21 protein-coding genes are annotated in these 22,240 nt (G+C 60.8%); 12 read left to right on the top strand and 9 right to left on the bottom strand.

The annotated features are described in order from the left end of the window. Window positions 1–113 precede the first annotated feature (113 nt). Window positions 114–1,766: an HWE histidine kinase domain-containing protein gene (locus tag NB311A_RS13020; RefSeq protein ID WP_009799050.1), complete on the top strand. Its 1,653-nt coding sequence runs from the start codon at window positions 114–116 to the stop codon at window positions 1,764–1,766. A gap of 129 nt (window positions 1,767–1,895) precedes the next feature. On the opposite strand, the gene NB311A_RS13015 is transcribed toward NB311A_RS13020, so the two are convergent. Continuing rightward, window positions 1,896–2,441: a sigma-70 family RNA polymerase sigma factor gene (locus NB311A_RS13015; protein WP_009799049.1), complete on the bottom strand. Its 546-nt coding sequence runs from the start codon at window positions 2,439–2,441 to the stop codon at window positions 1,896–1,898. Beyond that, complete coding sequence (locus tag NB311A_RS13010) at window positions 2,442–2,672, bottom strand: NepR family anti-sigma factor (RefSeq protein WP_009799048.1); 231 nt, start codon at window positions 2,670–2,672, stop codon at window positions 2,442–2,444. Between the two features lie 228 nt (window positions 2,673–2,900). Between NB311A_RS13010 and NB311A_RS13005 the strand changes: the two genes are divergently transcribed. Beyond that, the gene (locus NB311A_RS13005) at window positions 2,901–3,707 is read left to right on the top strand and encodes a response regulator (protein WP_009799047.1); all 807 of its coding nucleotides are present in this window, start codon (window positions 2,901–2,903) and stop codon (window positions 3,705–3,707) included. A gap of 740 nt (window positions 3,708–4,447) precedes the next feature. On the opposite strand, the gene NB311A_RS13000 is transcribed toward NB311A_RS13005, so the two are convergent. Both NB311A_RS13000 and NB311A_RS12995 read right to left on the bottom strand, forming a co-directional pair. After that, window positions 4,448–4,885 carry a hypothetical protein gene (locus tag NB311A_RS13000; RefSeq protein WP_009799044.1) on the bottom strand — a complete coding sequence of 146 codons (438 nt, stop codon included), beginning with the start codon at window positions 4,883–4,885 and terminating at the stop codon, window positions 4,448–4,450. A 118-nt stretch (window positions 4,886–5,003) separates the two neighbouring features. After that, the gene (locus tag NB311A_RS12995; protein ID WP_009799043.1) at window positions 5,004–5,372 is read right to left on the bottom strand and encodes a YqjD family protein; all 369 of its coding nucleotides are present in this window, start codon (window positions 5,370–5,372) and stop codon (window positions 5,004–5,006) included. A 307-nt stretch (window positions 5,373–5,679) separates the two neighbouring features. On the opposite strand from NB311A_RS12995, the gene NB311A_RS22025 reads away from it, so the two are divergent. Further along, window positions 5,680–5,835 carry a hypothetical protein gene (locus tag NB311A_RS22025; RefSeq protein WP_009799042.1) on the top strand — a complete coding sequence of 52 codons (156 nt, stop codon included), beginning with the start codon at window positions 5,680–5,682 and terminating at the stop codon, window positions 5,833–5,835. A gap of 84 nt (window positions 5,836–5,919) precedes the next feature. Here NB311A_RS22025 and NB311A_RS12990 read toward each other — a convergent pair whose 3' ends face one another. From NB311A_RS12990 to cysD, 3 genes are all read right to left on the bottom strand, one after another. Next, on the bottom strand, window positions 5,920–8,112 hold the full coding sequence (locus NB311A_RS12990) for a malate synthase G (protein ID WP_040675229.1): 2,193 nt from the start codon (window positions 8,110–8,112) through the stop codon (window positions 5,920–5,922). A 290-nt stretch (window positions 8,113–8,402) separates the two neighbouring features. Beyond that, window positions 8,403–10,328 carry an adenylyl-sulfate kinase gene (cysC, locus tag NB311A_RS12985; RefSeq protein WP_009799040.1) on the bottom strand — a complete coding sequence of 642 codons (1,926 nt, stop codon included), beginning with the start codon at window positions 10,326–10,328 and terminating at the stop codon, window positions 8,403–8,405. A gap of 26 nt (window positions 10,329–10,354) precedes the next feature. Continuing rightward, on the bottom strand, window positions 10,355–11,161 hold the full coding sequence (cysD, locus tag NB311A_RS12980; RefSeq protein WP_083780452.1) for a sulfate adenylyltransferase subunit CysD: 807 nt from the start codon (window positions 11,159–11,161) through the stop codon (window positions 10,355–10,357). Between the two features lie 253 nt (window positions 11,162–11,414). Between cysD and cysG the strand changes: the two genes are divergently transcribed. The 8 genes from cysG to NB311A_RS12940 all read left to right on the top strand — a co-directional run bounded on the left by cysG (window position 11,415) and on the right by NB311A_RS12940 (window position 19,084). Then, the gene (gene cysG / locus NB311A_RS12975; protein WP_009799038.1) at window positions 11,415–12,851 is read left to right on the top strand and encodes a siroheme synthase CysG; all 1,437 of its coding nucleotides are present in this window, start codon (window positions 11,415–11,417) and stop codon (window positions 12,849–12,851) included. Further along, on the top strand, window positions 12,848–13,609 hold the full coding sequence (locus NB311A_RS12970; RefSeq protein WP_009799037.1) for a phosphoadenylyl-sulfate reductase: 762 nt from the start codon (window positions 12,848–12,850) through the stop codon (window positions 13,607–13,609). The genes cysG and NB311A_RS12970 overlap by 4 nt, the downstream gene beginning before the upstream one ends. A gap of 129 nt (window positions 13,610–13,738) precedes the next feature. Continuing rightward, window positions 13,739–14,728 (top strand): sulfate ABC transporter substrate-binding protein, encoded by a 990-nt coding sequence (locus NB311A_RS12965; protein WP_040675226.1) that lies wholly within the window; start codon window positions 13,739–13,741, stop codon window positions 14,726–14,728. A gap of 24 nt (window positions 14,729–14,752) precedes the next feature. Beyond that, complete coding sequence (cysT, locus tag NB311A_RS12960; protein ID WP_083780451.1) at window positions 14,753–15,589, top strand: sulfate ABC transporter permease subunit CysT; 837 nt, start codon at window positions 14,753–14,755, stop codon at window positions 15,587–15,589. A gap of 11 nt (window positions 15,590–15,600) precedes the next feature. After that, window positions 15,601–16,470 carry a sulfate ABC transporter permease subunit CysW gene (gene cysW, locus NB311A_RS12955; RefSeq protein WP_050752115.1) on the top strand — a complete coding sequence of 290 codons (870 nt, stop codon included), beginning with the start codon at window positions 15,601–15,603 and terminating at the stop codon, window positions 16,468–16,470. Beyond that, on the top strand, window positions 16,460–17,509 hold the full coding sequence (locus tag NB311A_RS12950; protein WP_009799033.1) for a sulfate/molybdate ABC transporter ATP-binding protein: 1,050 nt from the start codon (window positions 16,460–16,462) through the stop codon (window positions 17,507–17,509). The genes cysW and NB311A_RS12950 overlap by 11 nt, the downstream gene beginning before the upstream one ends. A gap of 269 nt (window positions 17,510–17,778) precedes the next feature. Next, window positions 17,779–18,288: a CAP domain-containing protein gene (locus NB311A_RS12945; RefSeq protein WP_009799032.1), complete on the top strand. Its 510-nt coding sequence runs from the start codon at window positions 17,779–17,781 to the stop codon at window positions 18,286–18,288. A gap of 7 nt (window positions 18,289–18,295) precedes the next feature. After that, window positions 18,296–19,084 carry a 3-hydroxybutyrate dehydrogenase gene (locus NB311A_RS12940; protein WP_009799031.1) on the top strand — a complete coding sequence of 263 codons (789 nt, stop codon included), beginning with the start codon at window positions 18,296–18,298 and terminating at the stop codon, window positions 19,082–19,084. Between the two features lie 9 nt (window positions 19,085–19,093). Here NB311A_RS12940 and NB311A_RS12935 read toward each other — a convergent pair whose 3' ends face one another. Further along, on the bottom strand, window positions 19,094–20,470 hold the full coding sequence (locus NB311A_RS12935) for a flippase (RefSeq protein WP_040675068.1): 1,377 nt from the start codon (window positions 20,468–20,470) through the stop codon (window positions 19,094–19,096). Between the two features lie 105 nt (window positions 20,471–20,575). Next, a complete protein-coding gene (locus NB311A_RS12930) occupies window positions 20,576–21,418 on the bottom strand; it encodes a protein-disulfide reductase DsbD domain-containing protein (RefSeq protein WP_009799029.1) in 843 nt (280 codons plus the stop codon). 142 nt (window positions 21,419–21,560) lie between these two features. On the opposite strand from NB311A_RS12930, the gene NB311A_RS12925 reads away from it, so the two are divergent. After that, window positions 21,561–22,211, top strand: a complete 651-nt coding sequence (locus NB311A_RS12925; protein ID WP_009799028.1) for a YqgE/AlgH family protein — start codon at window positions 21,561–21,563, stop codon at window positions 22,209–22,211. The last annotated feature ends 29 nt before the right edge of the window (window positions 22,212–22,240 follow it).

The raw sequence follows: 22,240 nt of genomic DNA, 5'->3' as shown, positions 1-22,240 counted from the left end.
CTGGCGCGGCACGATTGAAGTGATGCATCGTCAGGGCGGGGGCGGCTGCTGTACATGGTCTGGCCGGCCAATATTGCGAGTGGTTTTATTTTCCTCATCTCCGGGTAGGGCGCGTGGTTCGGCTGGGTTTTGTCATTGGCTTTGTCGCTGTCATCGGGATTTTGCTTTCCGGTTTTGCGGCGTGGCGGGCTCACGATCAGGAACTGGCAATCGACCATATCGCGCTATCGCGCGCGATCGACGTCCACGCCAGTCTGGTGCAGGAGCGTCTCACCCAACGAGAGCTTTTGGCGCGGGTCGCCTCCAGGCTTTTTCGGTCGCCGTCCGCGGTGCAAGCCAACATGCTCCATCCGTTGCGTGCCTCCATCTATGCCTTTGAGACCGATTTCGTTGTTGCCGCCTGGGTTGCGCGTCTTGAACCCAGCGATTTTTCACAGGCTCATGATGTCCTGGCGGCGGCTAAATTTCCAAACTCCCAGATCCGGAATTTTGACGATACCCCGCGCGATCTGGCGTCGCTCGACAAACCGATCGACGTGGTGATGGATGTCGAACCGCAAAATCCACAAACCTCCGCCTTTCCCGGGCGCTCGCTCGACCAGCATCCGATCTTGGGTCCGATGTTCGCGCGGGCAATGCAGACCAAGACGTCCGCTGTGTCGGATCCGCTCAATCTGATGGTGCGGGACGGTCCGATAGGACTCGTTATCGCGACGCCGGTTTTTCAGGGGGAAAGCGAAACCGTCGCCGGCTTTATTACGTTTTCCTATGAGCTTGCGTCGTTGATGCTGACCAACGACGAACTGTCGCTGTTTTCCGTCGTTCTGAAAAATCCGCGTAATCCGGCCTCTGAATTGATCGCCGACGACCGCGGCAAGGTTACTTCGCGTCTCAGGCGGGCGGCTGATCCCGGTCCACTGGTGTCGCGTACGGTGACCTTCGGTGGCCGAGACTGGTCACTAGGCTATTACCCGAAAACAAATGCCATGCGTCGCGCGCAAAAGCTGGCCGCAGTGGTAGCCGCGATAGGTCTGGCGCTGACCAGTATCATTTGCGGTCTGTTCGGTTATGTCGCCTACAATAACTTGAGGTTGAGCCGCGAGATTCAGGTCCGGATCGGGTTTGAGCGACGGTTGACCGCCGTGATCGATGAACTCAATCACCGTGTGAAGAACATTCTCGCCGTGATTCAGTCGATCGTCACGCGGACGCTACGGCACGGCTCCGACATCGAAGTCGCCCGCGAATTGCTGATCGGCCGGATCCACGCCATGTCAAATGTGGTTTCGCTGCTCAGCGAAAGCCAGTGGCAGGGCGTCAAACTGAGAGGACTGTTCGAGGCCCGCGCCATCCCTCATGTCGACCGCATCGCGATCCACGGTCCTGATATCACCGTCAGCGCGCGGGCGGCTCAGAGTCTCTCATTGCTGTTCTTCGAATTGGCGTCGCATTCCGACGAGGGACTGTCGCTGGTCGGCAAGCATCCGCATATTGTGGTGCATTGGGAAGTCGACGGTGAGGACGACGAGGCGCTGTTTCGTTTCCGGTGGGAAGAATTCAATACCAGTGCCGCGACACGACGCGAAGATAGCGATTTCGGCATCATCCTGCTGGACCGGGTCGCGCCGGAGGCGCTGGGCGGCATCTCCAAGCGGTATTTTACCGAGGTAAGCTATGTCTATGAACTCGCCGCTCCCATGGAGACCGTCGTGGATTTGACCGAGAGAGATCGCACCATGCAGATATCGAAGCCCCTTAAGCCCTGAGCTCAGCAGGCTTACTCAACGTGCAACTCCAGTTCTATCCCGAAACCGGTTCGAGCTTCGACACCCTGCGGACGAGCCACCGCCGCTATCGGCCTCGGCTATGGAAGCCGCGTATCCCTTGATGTCGAACTATCGGCCGTTGCCGATCACGGCCCTGACAGTGTCGTCCGGACCAAAATCCTCCGAGCCCTCGACATAAAGCAGGGCGCTGAGCTTCGATCGTGCGCGGTTGACGCGACTCTTGATGGTGCCGACTGCGCATCCGCAGATCTTGGCCGCGTCCTCGTAGGAAAATCCGGAAGCGCCCACGAGGATCAAAGCCTCCCGCTGATCTTGTGGCAGTTTGTCGAGCGCCGCCCGGAACTCCTCGAACTCCAGGTGAGCATTCTGGCTCGGCTGCGATTTCAGCGTTTTCGCATAGTTGCCATCTGAATCCTCGACCTCCCGCCGCCGCTTGCGGTAGTCCGAGCGGAAAAGGTTGCGAAGGATCGTGAACAGCCATGCCGGAAGATTCGATCCCGGCTGAAACGAATCGATATTGGCAAGCGCGCGGAGCAGGGTTTCCTGCACGAGATCGTCGGCTCTATCGCCATTTCCGCTCAAGGAAATCGCAAAAGCGCGCAGGTTCGGCACTGATGCCAGGATCTCCTCACGGAGTGAATCTGTGAGAGGCATTTAATCCCTCCCCTCATTTTTTGCATCAAGATCGCCCTCAAGATCGCCCCTTGGGGTTATTTGTGGTTTCTCTGGCTCTGATGCATCCAGCTTTCGAATTAATTCGGCAAACCGGTCGGGGATACCCTGCCTCACAACGTCATCATACATGGCGCGAAGCTGATGCCCGATCCTTGATTGAATCTCGGCGTTGAGGCCGCCTTTGGCGGGTGATGGCTTTGAATCTTTCATGACGTCGCGCCCGAGTTTCAAGGTATTGAAGTTACTGGAAGTTTCTGCATTTCGTGCCGCTTTCACGGAACTCTTATGCAACCTAATTCAACACCGATGTGAAAGTTCCGGCGGTCGGGAACTTTTGTCAGGCGTGGGCGTAGATAGTCCGGGTTGGCGGGATGCGCCGCTTGCAGTGCTGCGCCGACGGGGCCGGGCATGAGCTATTTCGAAAAAGGATAGATGGGAATGTTTCGATCACAGGTCGTTGCCGAGCATTTGCCGCTTTTGCGCCGTTATGCCCGCGCCCTGACGGGAAGCCAGGCGTCGGGCGACGCCTATGTCGGTGCCATGCTGGAGGCGCTGCTTCAGGATCCAACGCTGCTTGACGAGCGGCATGGGCCGCGGACGGGTCTGTTTCGGCTGTTCACCCGAATCTGGAATTCGGTCTCGATCAACGGAGGCGCCGACGAGGTGCCGACCCTGGCGCCGACAGAACGCCGGTTGACCAATATCACGCCGCTTCCGCGACAGGCGTTCCTGCTGCTGTCGCTGGAAGGTTTTTCGGAGGAGGAGGCCGCTTTTGTTCTCGAGGTCGACGTCGCTGAAGTGCGCAGGCTGAGCGGTATCGCCGGCCGCGAGATGGCGGCGGAAATCGCAACGGACGTCCTCATCACCGAGGATGAGACGTTCATCGCGATGGATCTGGAAAGTCTCGTCAAGGGCCTTGGACACCGTGTGATTGGTGTTGCGCGGACCCATGCCGATGCGATCGCGCTCGCCAAGACCAGGGAGCCGGGCCTCATTCTGGCCGATATTCAGCTCGCTGACGGCAGTTCCGGGTTGGACGCTGTCAATGAACTTTTGCGCGTCGTCGAGGTGCCCGTCGTCTTCATAACAGCCTATCCGGAGCGTTTTCTGACCGGGGAGCGGCCCGAGCCGGCGTTCCTGATCTCCAAACCGTTCCAACCCGCCATGGTTTCGGCAGTAGCCAGTCAGGCGCTGTTCTTCCAGCGGAATTCGCGCAACCGAGAGCCTCGGGCTGCTGCTTCATAGTCATCGCGAGAAGGGGGCCGCCGGCTCGTCGCCGCCAAAATTCTCCATCGCCGGTCGCGCGATAGGGGACGGCGGTGAAGGCAACAGGGAGTGCCGACCGCCTTTCCGCTTCTGGACTCAGAACCGGAGTTCTCGGATTTTGATCTGACGCGACCGGACTCCATTTCGTTCGAAAACGCTCCCAGCGTTTCATTCCCGCCGCTTTCCTAAATCGACAGTGAAACAATGTCCCCCAAGCGGCGTTGTTGCTAGCGGTTGAGATCCGCGCGATCGCAATGGTCGTTCCGGCTTGAGGAAAAAGAGGCGATACGATGATGCTTCAGACATCCGCAGGATTTCTCGCTGGGATCGCGGTGACTCTGTCATTGAGCGTCCCTATGGGGTCGGGCGATCGGGTGCTGAGGCAGGACACTGCGCAAGGCACTGCCGCGGCTGTCCATAGAGCCGTGAAATCCGATCTCGGCGCCGTCGTATTTCCTCACACCAGCAGCCGAACCGTTTCCTTTCGGCTGGAAAGCCTGCCAAGTATGTCGGTCGTATTCCGGATTCCTGGAAACTCCGGTCAGGGGGCGGGTGATCGCGTTACGACGCGGGAAAATCGAGATTTGAACCGCGCGCCGCCCCCGAGGCGGGCCAAGCGAGCAATCGCGTGCGAACCGGTGGTGAGCACGCTGACAGACGTTGCAAAACGGCTTGAGCCCGGTCGTTGCGTGACATGAGTTGCCATCAGAACTCCGTGTTTACGGCCTGACGCCGGTCCCGTCATCGGGGTTGCGCCTTCCCGCCAACAGTCCCAGCGCCAGACCGCCGACGGCCAGGATTGGAATCAGCTTCTTAATGCCGACAGCGCGTACGAGCTGAAGTCCTGCGGCTACCACCATTGGATCGGCGAGAAAACTTTGCGATGCCGCTTTCGCGTGCTGGGCTGCGCGCTTCTTCGCGGCTTTTCGCCGGATCAATAAAGCGACGACTGCGATGAAAGTGATCAGGAAGAAGATCGCCGCCCCGCTCAGACATGCCTCGATCAAGCCGTAGTTTTCAAGCACGAAGACAAACGTGGCTGCGCAGAGAAATACGATCGTGACGAATGCCGCGAAAGCCGCCACCAGCGCCAGACTCGTCAGTTGCACGGCGTCGCCTGCGCTTTCCTTGAAGTCGTCGATTGCTCGCTGGAACATTCCAAGGCCTCATCCGAAGCGAAATCATTTACTGAAACATTTGACGCGATCGGCCGCGTGCGACCGCAAGACGTGGCACACAGGCCGATCTGAAAATTTACATTGATCAACTCGGCGGTCATCGACGCCAAGTGACTCCGATCAAAAATCCCAGCCCGATCGCAAGTCCTACCGTGGCAAGGGGACGTTGTTGGATGGCTTCTTCCAGGGTGTCTTCAATGGTGGTTACGGCGCTTTGAGCTGCATCAATGGCTGCATTACCGCGCTCGGAGACTTCGGACAAAACAGAATCGACATTCGCCTTAGCCTGCTTGTATCCACGGCGCGCTTGCTTCCTGGCTGTGCCCGTCAATGCACTGAGCGCGTCCGAGACTTGATCGGCCAATGCGGAGATGTCGTTCTTGACGGCTGATAAATCTTTTTCGAGCCGGTCGTAGGTCGCTTTGTCGGTCAGGTTCTTGATCGCATTCTCGCCATCGCTCGCCATCCAACGCTCCTGAAAACTTGAGGGATATGAAAGCCAAACGTGCTGTCGAGGCTAAAGTTCCGCGACCGTCGGAATCGGGAATGATGCTCCAACGTCCGATGCGGGACAGTCGCAACGTCATGACGCCGTGCTCGGGAACGTCGAGGGTTCAGAACATCGGAAACCCGGTCGGTGGCCAACACGTCCACGGTCATTCTGCGCGGTGGTGCTTTGTTAGGAACCTTCTGGCTTTGCCAGGGATTGGCTCGCGCGCCAAATTGGAAGGGCGCTTTCTCTTGAATTCCGGCGGTCAATTGAGGAAGCTACGATGTTCATCACCCTCCTGATTACATTTTTCGTCGTGGTTCTTGTTCTTTATTTTATCAGCGTGTCGCCGGTTGGCGGACGCGGCAGGAAAATAGCCCGCACCGCCGTCATCGCGATCGGCGTTGCTGCGGCGCTGAAAAATCTTCAGATATTCTGAGGCAAGTGCTGACGGCGCCGAGGGTGACGCGCGCGGCGCCCGTGACAAGCAAGGCTGCTCCCGACGGCCGCGCGGGGGGCCGGTTCATTGCTGTTCGCAGGATCGAGCCGTCAATCCGTGGCGCTCCGCCTTGGCTTCGCGCCGTCGTTCGGTCAGGATGTATTCGGTATAGCCGTTCGGCTGCTCGCGGCCCTTGAACACCAGATCACAGGCAGCTCTGAAGGCCGTGCTGTCGAAATTCGGCGCCATCGGCTTGTAGAGCGAATCGCCTGCGTTCTGTTCGTCAACGATGACGGCCATGCGTTTGAGCGAATCCATCACCTGATCGCGGGTAACGACGCCATGATGCAGCCAGTTCGCCAGATGCTGACTGGAAATCCGCAGCGTGGCGCGATCTTCCATCAAGCCGATGTCGTGGATATCAGGCACCTTCGAACAGCCGACGCCCTGATCGATCCAGCGCACCACGTAGCCGAGAATTCCCTGACAGTTGTTGTCGATTTCCTGCTTCAGGTCTTCGGGCCCCCAGTTCGAATGAGACACCGGGATCGTGAGAAGATCGGACAGCCTGGCGCGCCGCCCGCCCGCCTTCAGTTCCTGCTGCCGCTTCAGCACGTCGATCTGATGGTAGTGCAAGGCGTGCAGCGTCGCCGCGGTCGGTGACGGCACCCATGCGGTGGTGGCGCCTGCTTCCGGGTGGCTGATTTTCTGCGCGAGCATGTCCGCCATCCTGTCGGGCGCGGCCCACATGCCCTTGCCGATCTGGGCGCGGCCGGGCAGACCATCGATCAGGCCGATGTCGACATTCCAGTCCTCATAGGCCTTGATCCATGGCTGTGCTTTCATCTCGCCTTTGCGGACCATCGGACCGGCTTCCATCGAGGTGTGAATCTCGTCGCCGGTGCGGTCGAAAAAGCCGGTATTGATGAAGCAGACGCGTTTCAGTGCGATCTGGATGCAGGCCTTGAGGTTGACCGTGGTGCGGCGTTCTTCGTCCATGATGCCGATCTTGAGCGTGTTCTCCCGCAGTCCGAGCATCGCCTCGACGCGGCCGAACAGTTCGCAGGTCAGCGCGACTTCGTCGGGGCCGTGCATCTTCGGCTTGACCAGGTAGAGCGAACCGTTGCGGCTGTTCCGCTTTTTCGAAATCCCGTTGATGTCGTGTATCGCCAGCAGGCCCGATACGGCTGCGTCGAGCAGGCCCTCGGGAATCTCGGCGTCGTGCGGGTCGAGCACCGCGTCGGTGAACATGTGGTGACCGACGTTACGGATCAAAAGCAGGCTTCGTCCGTGCAGCGTGAGTCGCCCGCCCTCCGGCGCGGTATAGACGCGGTCTGGGTTGAGGGTGCGGGTGACGGTCTTGCCGCTTTTTTCAAAAGTGTCGGTGAGGGTGCCGTTCATCAGGCCGAGCGTGTTGCGATACACCAGAACCTTGTCGTCGGCATCGACGGCGGCGGCGCTGTCCTCCATGTCGAGAATGGTGCTGATGGCGGCCTCGATGATCACGTCGGCGACGCCGGCAGGATCATCCTTGCCGATGGGGTGGGCGCGCTCGACCTGGATATCGATGTGCAGACCGTGGTTGACGAGCAGGATTGCGGATGGAGCACTCGCATCGCCCTGGTAGCCCACGAACTGCGATTCCGTCTTCAAACCGGCGGTGCCGCCGTTCTTGAGTTTGACCGAGAGGCGTCCGTTGCACACGCTGTAGCCTGTGACGTCAGCATGAGCACCGTTCGCAAGCGGCGCTGCCGTATCGAGGAAGGCCTTCGCCCTCGCAATCACCTTGTCGCCGCGCGCCCTATCATAGCCGTTGGCCTCGCCGGTCTCGTGCGCAATGGCGTCGGTGCCGTACAACGCATCGTAGAGGCTGCCCCAGCGCGCGTTGGCGGCGTTCAGCGCGTAGCGCGCGTTGGTCAGCGGCACCACCAGTTGCGGACCGCAGATCTTGCCGATCTCGTCATCGGTATTGGCAGTTTCGACCTGCCGCGTCTCCGGCTCCGATTCCAGATAGCCGATATCCGTCAGGAACGCGGTGTAGGCGTTGATGTCGAACGGGGTGTCTTTATGAGTGCGATGCCAGTCGTCGATCTTGGCCTGCAACCTATCGCGTACCGCGAGCAATTCGCGGTTTCTCGGTCCAAGATCGCGCACGATCGCTGCAAGTCCGGCCCAGAAGGCCTCGGGAGCGATGCCGGTCCGCGGCGTCGCTTCGGCGGCGATAAAGTCGAACAGGACAGGTGCGATCTTCAGTCCGTGGGCGTCGATTCGGGTCATATCAACGGGCTTCTCGCGAGAAACGGCGACCATGCGCCGTTCAAGGCCGGGTCGCCAGAACACGGCCTTCGGCAACCATCTTGCGCCAAAGCCGGCGCCGTGAGAAGCCCGCCACGTTAGTCGCCGCCATGTGAGGTTCGCGGCGGTGGTCCCGGGATTCGCAAGCCCATGGCGTTTTCGAGCGAAGCATGTCCTCGGGCTTGACCCGAGGATGGACTCCGGTTCGCGTGAAGGAAACGCGTCAAAACAAAATCCAGAGCCTCGCTTATGACCCCATCAGAAGCGAGATGCTAGATGTTGGCGGCGAGATCGGTCACTTCGTCGAACAGAATGCCGGTTCTGATCAGCATCCGCTCGATCTCGTCGGTGGCATCGCTGACCGTGCAGGACGAGGTATCGATCGCCAGTTCCACCGACTCTGGCGGCTGATAGTCGTTTCCGATGCCGGTGAAGCCATGCAGCACGCCCGCGCGCGCTTTCGCATAGTGGCCCTTGGGGTCGCGGCGCTCGCAAACGTCAGCCGGCGTTGCGACATAAACCTCGCGGAAGACGTTGTCGGCGATGCGCCGCGCCGCGGCGCGATCCTCGCGCAACGGGGAGACCGCCGCGACGATCGCGACGTGACCATTGCGGGCGAGATGCGTGGCGACCTCCGCGAGCCGACGGATGTTCTCCGTGCGATCCTGCGGTGAGAAACCGAGGTCGCCGTTCAATCCGGCGCGCAGCGTGTCGCCGTCGAGCAGGATCGGCGAGCCGCCGTCGCTGAATAGTTTTCGCTCCAGCGCGCGGGCCAGCGTGGATTTGCCCGAGCCCGGCAATCCCGTCAGCCACACCACCGCGCCATTGTGACGATAGCGGGCGGAGCGCTCGTCCGGCCGCAGCGCGGATTCTACCGGCACGATGTCGACCGGAACCGCGCGCTGTCCTGCGTCGACGCTGAGCACGAGCCCGCCGCCGGCGATGCGCCCGTTGACCTCGATCACGAGGCGGCCGGTGCGAGGATTGTCGACATATGGGTCGGCGGCGAGCGGTTGCGAAAGCGAGATGTCGATTTCACCGACGTGATTGCGCGCGATCGCCTTGGTCTCGGCGCTCGAAAGTTCGCCCGGATCAACGGCCTTCTCGATGGCCACGACGACGGCTCGCGTTTCCTTGTTGCCGAGCCGCAGCAGAATGGATGCGCCGGCCGCGAGCGGTTGCTCGTGAAGCCAGAAGATGCGCGCCCGAATCCTTCGGGTATCCCGCGGGGCCGATCCGACGTGCGCAATGACATCGCCGCGCTCGACGAACAGTTCGCGGTCGAGCGTGATGCCGACCGAGCGGCCGGCGCCTTGCGCGTCCGCCGGGCTCGAGGGCCAGCCTTCGACGCTGCGAATCCTTGCGATCTTTCCGGCCGGCATGATCACGATCTCGTCGCCCGCGGTCAGCCCGCCCGACTCGATGCGTCCGGCGACGATCCGCCGATCGTCGAATTTGTAGATAGCCTGAACGGGGAGGCGCAGCGCCAGTTCATCCAGCGGCCGCGCCGGGTGCAGCGCATCGATGGCTTCGACCACGGTGGGACCGTTGTACCAGTCGATCTTCGCAGTCCGCTCGGACACGCCGTCGCCATCGCGGGCCGAGATCGGAATCACCGCCGTCGGCGCGAGGCCAAGGCCGGTCAGGTGCGCGGTAATCTCGTCTCGAATGACGCCAAAGCGTTCCGCGCTGAAGTCGACGCGGTCCATCTTGTTGACGACGACGGCGACCTGTTTGACGCCAAGCAGATGCAGCAGGTAGCCGTGCCGCCGCGTCTGGTCGCGCACGCCTTCCAGCGCGTCGATGATGAGTACGGCGCCGTCGGCCTGGGCTGCGCCGGTGATCATGTTGCGCAGGAATTCGGCATGGCCAGGCGCGTCGATCAGCACCACGTCGCGCGAGCGCGTGCGGAAGCGGATCTGCGTGGTATCGATGGTGATGCCCTGATCGCGCTCGGTTTGCAGGGCGTCCAGCAGGAACGACCATTCGAACGGCATGCCGCGCCGCGCGCTGACCGCTTTCAGCATCTCAAGCTTGCCGTCGGGCAGGCTGCCGGTCTCGTGCAGCAGCCGCCCGACCAGCGTTGACTTGCCGTGATCGACGTGGCCGACAATGACGATGCGGACCTGAGGGCGGGTCGTGCCGTTGGGCGTCGCGAGGGTAGCGTTCGACGCGAGGTTGGATGCGATGATATTCATTGGAAAATCGCTCGATTCGATTCAGATCAGAGATAGCCGGCGACGCGAAGCCGCTCAAAGGCGTCTTCGGTCTCGTGGTCGAGTGCGCGTCCGGCGCGTTCGGGAATCTTGGTGCCTTCGAGTTCGACCAGAATCTCGTCGATGCTCGATGCGGTCGAAGGAACGGGAAAGGTAATGTCGGCGTCGCCGAGCGAACGATAGCGTTTGCCGTCCTTCGCCAGATACAGCGGAATGATCGGGATGTTCTCCCGCTTGGTGTAGGCCCAGATATCCGCCTCGGTCCAGTGCAGGATCGGATGAATGCGTAAGTGAGCGCCGGGAGGCGGCGAGGCGTTGAACTGGTCCCAGAATTCCGGGGGCTGGTCGCGCACGTCCCATCCGCCTTCGGTGCCGCGCGGCGAAAACACCCGTTCCTTGGCGCGGGTCGCTTCCTCGTCGCGGCGGATACCGGCGATCAGCCCGTCGAAGCCGTATTTGTTCAAAGCGAGTTTCAGCCCCTCGGTCTTGCGCGCTGCGGAGCGTGCGGCGGGCGGCAAGGTCGGGTCGATCGCCTCGACCGGCGGACAGTAATCAACTTTGAGGTCGAGGCCCCACTCCTTGGAGTAGTGATCGCGAAACGCGTACATCTCCGGGAATTTCTTCTCGGTGTCCACGTGTAACGCCGGGAACGGAACCCGGCCGAAGAATGCCTTGCGCGCCAGCCAGATCATCACGTTGGAGTCTTTGCCCAACGACCACAGCAGCGCGAGCTTTTTCAGACGGGCAAACGCTTCCCGGAAAATGTAGATGCTCTGCGCTTCAAGCGCATCGAGGTGGTCCATTCCAGGCTGCATGGCCTGCTCCTTAACTTCTTTTTTCTTCGGTCACAGTCGACGGCCGAGCCGCTAATCGTCGAAGTCAGCGGCCGCCATTTTGAGGATTTCGGGGGCTGAGAAGATGCATCTCTCCCGGGCAGTACTTCGAAGCAGGAAATTCTATACTTGGCTCTCTACATAGAAGAAATAATTTTCTGTTTTGCGATCTTGCCAGATACATAAATAGAAAATAATTTCAGTCAACCCTGCTTAGGGAGTAAGAGAACGCCAAATGAAATTTCTCCCGATCTTCCTCGATTCCAGTCGTGGTCCGATCCTTCTGGTCGGAGCGGGCGACCTGGTTCGTGCCAGGCTGCGCCTGTTGCTTGCGGCGGAAGCGCAGGTGCGCTGGCACGCGACCGACGGCGATTTTGTAGTTCCCGGTCTTGACGCGGCTGCCGCTTCGCGGATCGAGCCAGCGGAATCCGATCCGTGCATGGCTGATCTTGATGGTGTCGTCGCGGTGTTCTGCGCCGGCGCCGGGAAGATCGGCGAGGCCGTTGCGGCCCGCGCGTTGGCGGCTGGCGTGCCGGTCAATGTGATGGACGATCCCGCCCGTTCGAGTTTCATCGTTCCTGCGATCGTGGATCGTGGCGACGTGGTGGCGGCGATCGGCACCGGCGGTACGTCGCCCGTGGTGGCGCGGCGGGTGCGCGAACGCATCGAAGCAGCCTTGCCGGCGCGAATCGGCGATCTCGCGGCTATGATCGGGCGCTGGCGTAAATCGATTCATGACCACATTCCCGACCTCCCGTTGCGTCGTCGCTTTTGGGAACGTGTGATCGATGGTCCGATCGGCGAGGCGGTTCTTGCCGGCCGCTCCGATGAAGCCGAAGGTTCACTGAAGGCGATTGTCGATCCGACAGTTTATGCGGGTGCATCTGTTCCCGGCGATATCGCGGGCCGCGTTACGCTGGTCGGCGCGGGGCCGGGCGATCCGGATCTGCTCACCATCAAGGCGCTGCGGGCGCTACAGGATGCCGACATCGTATTCTATGATGAACTGGTCACGCCAGAGATTCTCGATCGCGCGCGCCGCGACGCGGTGCGTGTGCCGGTGGGACGCCGCGTCGGCAAGCCCGGCATCGGGCAGGACGCCATCAACCGGCTGCTGATCGATGCCGCCAGATCCGGCCAGCGTGCCGTCCGCCTCAAGGGCGGCGATCCCTTCGTTTTCGGCCGCGGTGGCGAAGAGATTGAGGCGCTACGAGAGGCCGGTGTCGCCTATTCGGTTATTCCCGGAATTACAGCGGGGATCGGCGCGGCTGCGGAATCCGAGGTGCCGCTCACTTACCGCCATGAAGCGCTACGCGTCACCTTCCTGACCGCGCACAAGGCTCGCGACGCTTCGAACGTCGACTGGTCGGCGCTGACCGACCGCAAGATGACGGTTGTGGTCTATATGGGAATCACGGCGGCGGCGGCGATCCGCAGCGGGTTGCTGGAGGCCGGGCGTTCGCCCGAAACTCCGGTCGGCGTGTTCGCTCGCGCCACCCGTCCCGACGCCAAATCCGCCGTCGGCATCCTGGATCATCTTCCGGCACTGGTTCGCGATGTCGAGGGCGGCCCCGCCATCCTCGTGATCGGCGATGTCGTGTTGCATTCCGCGCTGGGGCGCAACGCGAGCCGGAATTCCTTCCTCCAGACACTTCATGTGGCCGCAGAATGACTTCTCTGCCTGAACGAGAGAGCGTCGCGACGGATCCGACGGGGCAATCTCCCGTGGCGGAGGCTCCCGCATTGCCTGCTGCGGCCGCGCTGAACGAGTCCTTACGCGATGCTTCGCCCGCGGATGTGATAAGTGCGGCGCTTCGCGCGGTCGGTCGTGAGAGGCTGGCGCTGGTATCGTCGTTCGGGACCGAGTCGGCGGCGCTGCTCAAGGTGATGGCGGATGTCGATCCGGCCATTCCGGTGATCTTTCTCGATACCGGATGGCTGTTCGAGGAAACGCTGACTTATCGTGACACGTTGATCGCCGCGCTCGGCCTGCGAGATGTTCGCTCCATTCCGCCGTCCGACGAAGCGTTGAAGCGGGAGGACTCCGGTCGCGAGTTGTGGCTTTCGGATCCGGACGCCTGCTGCCGGATACGGAAAGTGGAGCCGCTTGCGCGCGCGCTTCAGCCGTTCGCCGCGTGGATCAATGGCCGCAAGCGGTTTCAGGGCGGGCTGCGCGCCGACATCCCGATGGTCGAGGATGACGGGACGCGGCTCAAGTTCAATCCGTTCGCGAACGCCTCGCGCGAGGATATCGAGGCGATCTATGCGTCGGCAAAGCTGCCGCAGCATCCGTTGGTGGCATCCGGTTTCCGCTCCGTCGGATGCATGCCGTGCACCAGCCGCGGGCAGGCCGGCGAGGATGCGCGGGCCGGTCGCTGGCGCGGCAGAGCCAAGACGGAATGCGGCATTCACACGATGAAGATTTCGTAGGGAAATGACTCTGCGCCGCCGCGAACATTGAAATCTCGTTCCGTTGACTTACGCATGCCCTTTGACGAGTTTCATCCATGGGTTCTGGCGCTAACGGTCCTCGCGTGAGCGGCTCTTGTGGAGATGGAAATGCTTCGTCGAATCTTAATGGTTTTGGCCGGTTTGATCTGGGTTGGTTCTGCCTACGCGGCCGATATATCGTTGCTGAATGTCTCATATGATCCGACCAGAGAGCTGTATGTTGATTTCAACAAGGCGTTCGCTGCGCATTATCAAAAGGAAACCGGCAAGAGCGTCGAGATCAAGCAGTCTCACGGCGGCTCCGGAAAGCAGGCACGCTCGGTGATCGATGGTCTTCGGGCCGATGTGGTGACCCTCGCGCTCGCCTATGACATCGATGAGGTGGCGGAGCGCGGTCTGTTGGCAAAGGACTGGCAGAAGCGGTTGCCGGAAAACTCGTCCCCCTATACATCAACGATTGTCTTCCTGGTGCGTACGGGCAATCCCAAAGGCATCAAGGATTGGGACGATCTGATCAAGCCGGGCGTCAACGTCATTACGCCGAATCCCAAAACCTCCGGCGGAGCGCGCTGGAACTATCTCGCGGCGTGGGGTTTTGCGCTTAAAAAGCTTGGCGGGGAAGATAAGGCCAGACAGTTTGTGTCCGATATCTACAAGCACGTTCCGGTGCTCGATACCGGTGCGCGCGGCTCCACAGTTACCTTCGTCGAGCGTGGTGAAGGCGACGTGCTGCTTGCATGGGAGAACGAAGCCTTTCTTGCGCTCAAGCAGTTCGGAAAAGACAAATTCGAGATTGTGGTGCCGTCGATCTCCATTCTGGCGGAACCACCGGTTGCTGTCGTGGACAAAGTGGTAGACAAGAAAGGAACGCGCGCCGTTGCCGAGGCATATCTGAAATATTGGTATACGAAGGAAGCGCAGGATATCGCGGGACGCAACTACTACCGCCCGACCAACCCGGAAGTAATCCAGAAGTATGCCGACATATTCCCTAAGGTCGACCTGTTCAAGATCGACGACGTCTTCGGCGGTTGGGCCAAGGCGCAGAAGGTGCACTTCAGTGAAGGCGGCATCTTCGACCAGATCTACAGGGACTGACTCGACGGGGCGGAGCGGGACAACGTGAAAGGGGGATCGGGACGACGACGGACTCTGCCGGGATTCGGCCTCACCATGGGGCTGACATTGACCTGGCTTTCGGTCATCGTCCTGATTCCGCTTGCCGGATTGTTTCTTAAGTCATTTGAGCTGAACTTTGCCCAGTTTCTCGACATCGTCATCAGCCGGCGAACTCTGAACGCGCTGAAGATTTCGTTCGGGCTCGCGTTTCTCGCCGCGCTGGCCAATCTGGTGATGGGCAGCGTCATTGTCTGGGCGCTGGTGCGTTATCGGTTTCCGGGTCGCCGGATTCTCGATGCCATCGTCGATATTCCCTTTGCGTTGCCGACTGCGGTCGCCGGCATCGCTCTTACGACGCTGTTTTCGCAGAATGGTTGGCTCGGCGCACCGTTGGCCGAACTGGGCGTCAAGGTTTCGTTCACGCCGCTCGGCATTTTCGTCGCAATGGTGTTTATCGGTATTCCCTTCGTGGTGCGCACTGTGCAGCCGGTGCTGATCGACCTCGATCCGGAGATCGAGGAGGCCGCCGCCAGTCTTGGCGCCAGCCGGTGGCAGACGGTGTGGCGGGTTGTTCTTCCCAGCCTTCTGCCGGCACTGCTTACGGGGTTTGCGCTCGCATTCGCGCGCGCGGTCGGTGAATACGGTTCGGTGATTTTCATCGCCGGTAACCTGCCGAATGTGTCCGAGATCGCGCCACTGCTGATCGTGATCCGCCTGTCGGAATTCCGCTACGCCGACGCGACCGCGATCGCGGTGGTCATGCTGGTGGTGTCGTTCCTGGTGATCTTCGTCATCAATCGCTTGCAGCGTTGGGCTCGGACGCAAGAGTCGGCGTATTAGAGGTGCCGTTGATGTCTGAAGCCGCTTTCACGATTCCGCTTGACCGGACCGATGCCCGCACCGAACCGCGCTGGGTGCGCGGACTATTGATCGGCCTCTGCGGACTGTTTCTCACGGTGTTCATCGTGTTGCCGTTGACGATCGTATTCGCGGAAGCTTTAGCCAGGGGCGGGCAGGCGTATCTCGCAGCCCTTACCGAACCGGAGGCGCTGTCCGCGATCAAGCTGACATTAACGGTCGCGGCGATTTCGGTCGGGCTCAATCTCGTTTTCGGACTGATCGCCGCATGGGCTGTCGCCAAGTTCGAATTTCCCGGGAAGACGCTGCTCATCACATTAATCGACCTGCCGTTCTCGGTCAGCCCGGTCATTTCCGGCCTCGTGTTCGTGCTGTTGTTCGGCGGACAAGGTTTCCTGGGGCCCTGGCTGCAGGATAACGACATCCAGCTTCTGTTTGCCTTGCCCGGCATCGCGCTGGCGACGACGTTCGTGACCTTTCCATTCGTGTCGCGGGCGCTGATTCCGTTGATGCAGGAGCAGGGGACGGCGGAAGAAGAAGCGGCGCTGTCGCTCGGCGCCTCCGGACTGCAGACCTTTTTTCGCGTCACGCTTCCGAATATCAAATGGGGCCTGCTCTATGGTGTGTTGCTTTGCAACGCGCGCGCGATGGGCGAGTTCGGTGCAGTCTCCGTGGTTTCCGGTCACATCCGGGGTGAAACCAATACGATGCCGTTGCTGGTTGAAATCCTGTATAACGAATATCAGTTTGTAGCGGCGTTCGCCGTAGCATCGTTATTGGCCTTGCTCGCATTGATCACGCTGGTTGCTAAAACAATTCTCGAAGGACAACTCGACGAGGGACGGCAGGCGCGTGAGCATTGAGCTGAAGAATATCGTCAAGAGATTTGGCGCGTTTTCCGCGCTTAATAACGTTGACCTGACGATCGCGGATGGCGAATTGCTGGCGCTGCTCGGCCCGTCGGGCTCGGGCAAGACCACGCTGCTGCGAATTATCGCGGGGCTCGATTGGCCGGACAGCGGCTCGGTGTCATTCGACGGCGAGAACGCGCTGGCGCGCGGGGCAGGCGAGCGGCAGGTGGGCTTCGTATTTCAGCACTATGCCCTGTTCCGCCACATGACGGTCTTCGAGAATGTCGCGTTCGGGCTGCGGGTTCAGCCGCGCGCCATTCGCAAGGATGAAGCCAGCATCCGCGCGCGAGTGAAGGAATTGCTCGATCTGGTGCAGCTCGACTGGCTCGCCGACCGCTACCCGAGTCAACTCTCGGGCGGCCAGCGTCAACGCATCGCGCTCGCCCGGGCGCTGGCAACCGAGCCCCGCATCCTGCTGCTGGACGAGCCGTTCGGTGCGCTCGACGCCAAGGTGCGGAAGGAGCTGCGCCGCTGGCTGCGCTCGTTGCACGAGGAGATTCATGTTACCTCGGTGTTCGTAACTCACGATCAGGAGGAGGCGCTCGAAGTCGCAAACCGCGTGGTGGTGATGGACAAGGGTCGGATCGAGCAGATCGGCAAGCCGGGTGAGGTGTATGACAGTCCGGCGACAGCGTTCGTCCATGGCTTTATCGGCGAATCGATTGTCCTGCCTGTCGATATCCAGGACGGCGTGATCCGGCTCGGCGGCACGCCGCTGAATATCGCCGCGGAGTGCGGTGCGGCCGGGCCGTCGAAGCTGTTCGTGCGCCGCCACGATATGCAGATCAGCCCGCCCGGCTGGGGCGGCCTCGAAGGCACCGTGCGACGGGTGCGGAGCTTCGGTCCGATCCAGCGCGCCGACATCGCGTTGTCCGACGGCCAGGGTGAAACCATCATCGAGATCGATGCGCCGCGTGATCGCGAGCTTCGCAGTGGCGAGGTCGTCGGATTGCAGCCCCGGCGCTATCGCATTTTCGCGGATCGCACCTGACGTATTTTCGCTTCTGACTTCGATGTTCGCATCAAAGGCTGCGGTAGCGAGACTCGGGATCATTCATCTTTCAGCCACTGTTGATGTGCAACAACAGCAGTTGATTGGGGGTGGTGGCCCGATTCGGACATTCGCATCCCGGTTCAGCGTGCCTTCCTACAAAGGCCGGAATACCACTAGCGGCATATGCTGCGCGTGCCCTTTAGAATCCGCGGTTCGCTACGGAGGGTACAGTGTCATGAGGCGAACTTCGGATTCGGGATACGGGGATGATCCGCATTTTTGCTGCGCTTCTCGGCCTGCTGCCTCTGGCCGGATGCGTTACGGATAAACCGCCTTCCCACGAGCAGCCGGCGTTCTATCTCGATATGGCCCATGGCGGGGCCAAGCTGGATCCCGCGATGGCGGCCTCCATGATTTCCGGCTATCGCGCCAATAACAACCTCGGCCCGGTGACGGTTGATCCTGAACTCATCAAGATCGCCGAAACCCAATCGATGGCGATGGCCAAACGCAACAAGATGGATCACGATGTTGCCGGAACGCTGCCCAAGCGGCTGGCAGCGGCCGGCTATCCGGCAACGCTGGCGGTCGAGAATATCGGCGCTGGTTACCATACTCTCGCCGAGGCGTTCTCCGGCTGGCGCGATTCGCCTCCTCATCGGGCGAACATGCTCAAGAACGGTGTCACGAAATTAGGCATTGCGGCGACCTATGCTCCGGGTACCAAATACAAGGTGTTCTGGACCCTGGTGTTGGCTTCCACCGACGAGCGATAAGAAAGCGATGACGGACCTGAAAGGCAAGACCGCGGTCGTGACCGGATCAACCAGCGGCATAGGTCTGGCCTATGCCCGCGCCTTCGCCGGGGCGGGTGCCAATGTCGTGATCAACGGGCTTGGCACGGCGGCCGACATCGAGAAAGAGCGCTCCGGCATCGAGGCGGAGTTCAAGGTCAAGGCGGTCTACTCGCCTGCCGACATGACCAGGCCAGCCGAGATCGCCGCCATGATCGAGCTGGGCGAAACAACCTTCGGCTCGGTCGATATTCTCGTCAACAATGCCGGTATCCAGTTCGTCTCGCCGGTCGAGGCATTTCCCGTCGAGCGGTGGGACGCGATCATCGCGATCAATCTTTCGTCGGCCTTCCACACCATCCGCGCTGCGGTGCCGGGCATGAAGAAGCGCGGTTGGGGCCGCATCATCAATACCGCCTCGGCGCATTCGCTGGTAGCCTCACCATTCAAGTCGGCTTACGTGACCGCCAAGCACGGCATCGCGGGTCTCACCAAGACGGTGGCGCTTGAACTTGCACCCCACAAGGTCACCTGCAACTGCATCAGCCCCGGTTATGTCTGGACGCCGCTGGTCGAGAAGCAGATCCCCGACACCATGAAGGCGCGCAGCCTGACCAGGGAGCAGGTCATTAACGATGTGCTGCTCGCGGCGCAACCGACCAAACAATTCGTTACCGTCGAGCAGGTCGCCGCGCTGGCGCTCTATCTCTGCGGCGACGATGCCGCTCAGATCACCGGAAGCAATCTGTCGATCGATGGTGGCTGGACGGCGGCGTAATTTTATTCGCTACGTCTTCTTTCCAAACGCCAGCACATGCAATCCGAGCCTGCGGCGGACGATCCAGAACAGCAGTACCGTTTCGAACGCGAGCGAGATCGAAGTGGCGGCGGCGGCGCCGTGACCGCCGTAGCGCGGGACGAACGCGAAGCACAAGGCGACGTTCATGCCGAAGGCCAGCGCATAGGCGGATGCACAGGCGTGCTGATGGCCAAGCATGTTGAGCAGTCGCTCGACGGGGCCAATGGCGGAACGGACCACGAGCCCGATCGCGGCGACGAACATGATGCTGTAGCCGGTGACGAATTGCGGACCGAACAGCCACAGCATCGGTTTGCCGAACGCGAGCAGCAGCAGCGTTGCCGCAAGCGAAGGCCAGAACGTCCATTTGATCGCATGCGCGAGGTAAGCCGCCAACCGCTCGCGGTCGCCCGCGGCATGATATTCAGTGAAGCGGTGGGCTGTTGTCGCCGACATGGCGTAGTGAATGAAAGATACCAGCGCCAAGGTTTTGACGACGGCGAAGTAAACGCCGACCTCCTCCGAAGAGCGAAACTGCTGCAGCACAAGGACATCGGTGTAGGATAACAGGAGATAGAAGCTCTCGACCAAAAGGATCGGCAACGAGACCGAGAGCCAGCCGCGAAAATCATGAACCTTGGCGCCGGACGCTATGATCTTGCCCAGTCTGCGGTTGAGGATGATCATCTGGCCGATCATGGCAATCCACACCGCCGCCACGCTGGCCAGCATGGCGACGGTGGCGTTGAGATGAAATCCCAGCACGAAAGCGCCGGCGGTGAAGCCGATAATCAGCGATTGCCGCACAATGAATTGCGGCATTAATCCGAGCCGCATCCAGTCGTGCGAACGCGCAATGCCGTCCTGGGTGTTGGCGACCACGAACGCCGGCAGCGTCAGGCAGCCGATATAAAGCGGAACGACCGTCGCTGCGTCGATCCATGGCGACAGCGCTTTGACAAGGGCCGCGAGTAAGATCGAGATCAGCGAGGCAACGATGAATGTCATCCAGCGGCTGCCGCTCAGGAATCCACGTAGCCGCTCGTCGTCGCCGCTCGCGCGATATTCCGGAATGATCTTCTGCGCCGAGGCCGAGATGCCGAAATCCATCATGCTGCCCAGCAGCAGCACCCAGGTCCAGACATACACATAGACGCCGTAGTCGGAACCGCCCATCCAGCGCGCCAGCAGGATTTGCGCCACGTAAGCGAGCCCGGCGCTTATCACACGGATGATGAAGATTGTGCCGGCGAGCCGCTTGGTCAGCGAAGCCTCGCTTGAACCGCCGCCCATTATCGCGCGCAATCGTCCGGTCAGGACCGACAATCGTTTCGCAGAGGCGGGCTGGGCGTCTGTCATGGCCACGGCGAAATCCTCGACGCTGGAAGCGCGCCTCGCTCCGGACCTAGCAACGATTCCTTAAGATTCAGTTGGGCGGAACGGATAGGTTTTGCCTCTGACGGTTCGCAGTCAATTCAGATTGATGTTGAATTCGTAGGCGCTCTTGTCGCCGACCAAGGTCAGTTTCAACGCGGCGCCTTCGGCGTTCGTGTTTGCCGGTAGACCGTCGAGCTTGAATGAAAATCGTTTCACCCCGTGCGGCGCGTGTTCGTGCCGTGTCGGGATCGGCAACGCCCAGTCCGGCGTCGGGCCTTCGACGAACAGGCTGACCTCGTCTTTGGGATTTGAGGTTGCGACATCGACGATCACGGTGGATTTCTCCTCGCGCCTGACGTCGCGGATCGTCAAGGGATTGGGATCGCCGATCCGGGCCGGCTTCGGCACCATATCGAGTGCTGCGGCCAGCGCGCTGTCTTCCGAGCTGGCGACGCTGGCGAAAGCAAGCTCCATACTGGCTTCGGCGGGAATGCACAGCTTGGCGCATACCGCGAAATTGACGGTTGCGCGCAGTGTGATCGGCTTGTCGGCGTTCGTGGCGGCGATCCGCAGCGGCAGCACGATCTGCTCCTTGTAGCCGAGCGCATGTCCGCCCGCGCCGTCGGGAAATTTCGAGGGCGCGGGCCACAGTACGGTCACCGCATCGACGTTTTCCGATCTTGAGAAGTCAAAACGCGGCGGCACGCCCGAGTCGCCCGGTGTGCGCCAGAAGGTTTTCCAACCCGGCTCGAGCTGAAACGCGATGCCGCCGAGCAGCACCGCTCCGCTGCGCGAGCCCGCGAGCAGGCGGACGGCGGCGTGGCTGCTCTGCTGCCATGGCGAGGAATCCTGGGCCGTCGCAGGAGTCGAAAGCGCACACGCCAGCAACGCGACCGCAACGCCGGGCACCGCGTAAAGAGGAACTTTGATGATCATGCGGTGTCTTTTTTACAGGTTGCTCCCGGGCCAAACTATTGAATTGCTTGTGATGCGCTGTTTAGCCCATGACGGGAAGGTTGATTGACAGAATGAACGCCCAATATCAGGATGGAAGGGGCAACATGAGGGTCATTTGCTGATGAATCCAGCGCGTAAGGAGCTTGGCGGAGACCATCGTCACACTGACGATGCAGACACGGAAACTCATGACCGCAGCTATCTTGACGGCCAGTTGCTGATTGCGATGCCGGTGATGGAAGATGAGCGGTTCGCACGTTCCGTGATCTACGTTTGCGCGCACTCGTCCGAGGGAGCGATGGGTATTATCCTTAATCGCCCTGCTGGGAGCGTCGACTTCACTGATTTGCTGGTGCAACTCAACATCATCAAGCGAACCGACCGGATCAAGCTCCCGGAAACCGCCGAAACGATGAAAGTGATGAAGGGCGGCCCGGTCGAAACCGGCCGCGGCTTCGTTCTGCATTCGAGCGATTTCTTCATCGAGGATGCGACGTTGCCCATTGACGAGGGCATCTGCCTTACCGCGACGCTCGATATTTTGGAAGCCATTGCCAAAGGCGCGGGTCCGAAACATGCGATACTGGCGCTTGGTTATGCCGGATGGGCGCCGGGGCAGCTGGAGACCGAAATCCAGGACAACGGATGGTTGCACTGCCCGGCTGATCAGGATTTGATCTTTGGCCGCGATATCGAGGACAAATATATTCGCGCGCTGCATAAGATCGGGATCGATCCGGGGATGTTATCGAACGAATCGGGTCACGCCTGAGCGAGCCGAGATTTTGCCTTTCGGCCTTC

It is taken from the genome of Nitrobacter sp. Nb-311A, assembly GCF_000152905.1.
GTDB lineage: Bacteria > Pseudomonadota > Alphaproteobacteria > Rhizobiales > Xanthobacteraceae > Nitrobacter.
The sequence above is the reverse complement of the archived record's forward strand: the minus strand, read 5'-3'. Positions and strand labels throughout refer to the sequence as shown.

Coding starts and splice junctions, on each gene's coding strand:
- NB311A_RS13015 (WP_009799049.1), bottom strand. CDS start 2,441: ATGCCTCTCACAGATTCACTCCGTGAGGAGATCCTGGCATCAGTGCCG.
- NB311A_RS13010 (WP_009799048.1), bottom strand. CDS start 2,672: ATGAAAGATTCAAAGCCATCACCCGCCAAAGGCGGCCTCAACGCCGAG.
- NB311A_RS13005 (WP_009799047.1), top strand. CDS start 2,901: ATGTTTCGATCACAGGTCGTTGCCGAGCATTTGCCGCTTTTGCGCCGT.
- NB311A_RS13000 (WP_009799044.1), bottom strand. CDS start 4,885: ATGTTCCAGCGAGCAATCGACGACTTCAAGGAAAGCGCAGGCGACGCC.
- NB311A_RS12995 (WP_009799043.1), bottom strand. CDS start 5,372: ATGGCGAGCGATGGCGAGAATGCGATCAAGAACCTGACCGACAAAGCG.
- NB311A_RS22025 (WP_009799042.1), top strand. CDS start 5,680: ATGTTCATCACCCTCCTGATTACATTTTTCGTCGTGGTTCTTGTTCTT.
- NB311A_RS12990 (WP_040675229.1), bottom strand. CDS start 8,112: ATGACCCGAATCGACGCCCACGGACTGAAGATCGCACCTGTCCTGTTC.
- cysC (WP_009799040.1), bottom strand. CDS start 10,328: ATGAATATCATCGCATCCAACCTCGCGTCGAACGCTACCCTCGCGACG.
- cysD (WP_083780452.1), bottom strand. CDS start 11,161: ATGCAGCCTGGAATGGACCACCTCGATGCGCTTGAAGCGCAGAGCATC.
- cysG (WP_009799038.1), top strand. CDS start 11,415: ATGAAATTTCTCCCGATCTTCCTCGATTCCAGTCGTGGTCCGATCCTT.
- NB311A_RS12970 (WP_009799037.1), top strand. CDS start 12,848: ATGACTTCTCTGCCTGAACGAGAGAGCGTCGCGACGGATCCGACGGGG.
- NB311A_RS12965 (WP_040675226.1), top strand. CDS start 13,739: ATGCTTCGTCGAATCTTAATGGTTTTGGCCGGTTTGATCTGGGTTGGT.
- cysW (WP_050752115.1), top strand. CDS start 15,601: ATGTCTGAAGCCGCTTTCACGATTCCGCTTGACCGGACCGATGCCCGC.
- NB311A_RS12945 (WP_009799032.1), top strand. CDS start 17,779: ATGATCCGCATTTTTGCTGCGCTTCTCGGCCTGCTGCCTCTGGCCGGA.
- NB311A_RS12940 (WP_009799031.1), top strand. CDS start 18,296: ATGACGGACCTGAAAGGCAAGACCGCGGTCGTGACCGGATCAACCAGC.
- NB311A_RS12930 (WP_009799029.1), bottom strand. CDS start 21,418: ATGATCATCAAAGTTCCTCTTTACGCGGTGCCCGGCGTTGCGGTCGCG.
- NB311A_RS12925 (WP_009799028.1), top strand. CDS start 21,561: ATGAATCCAGCGCGTAAGGAGCTTGGCGGAGACCATCGTCACACTGAC.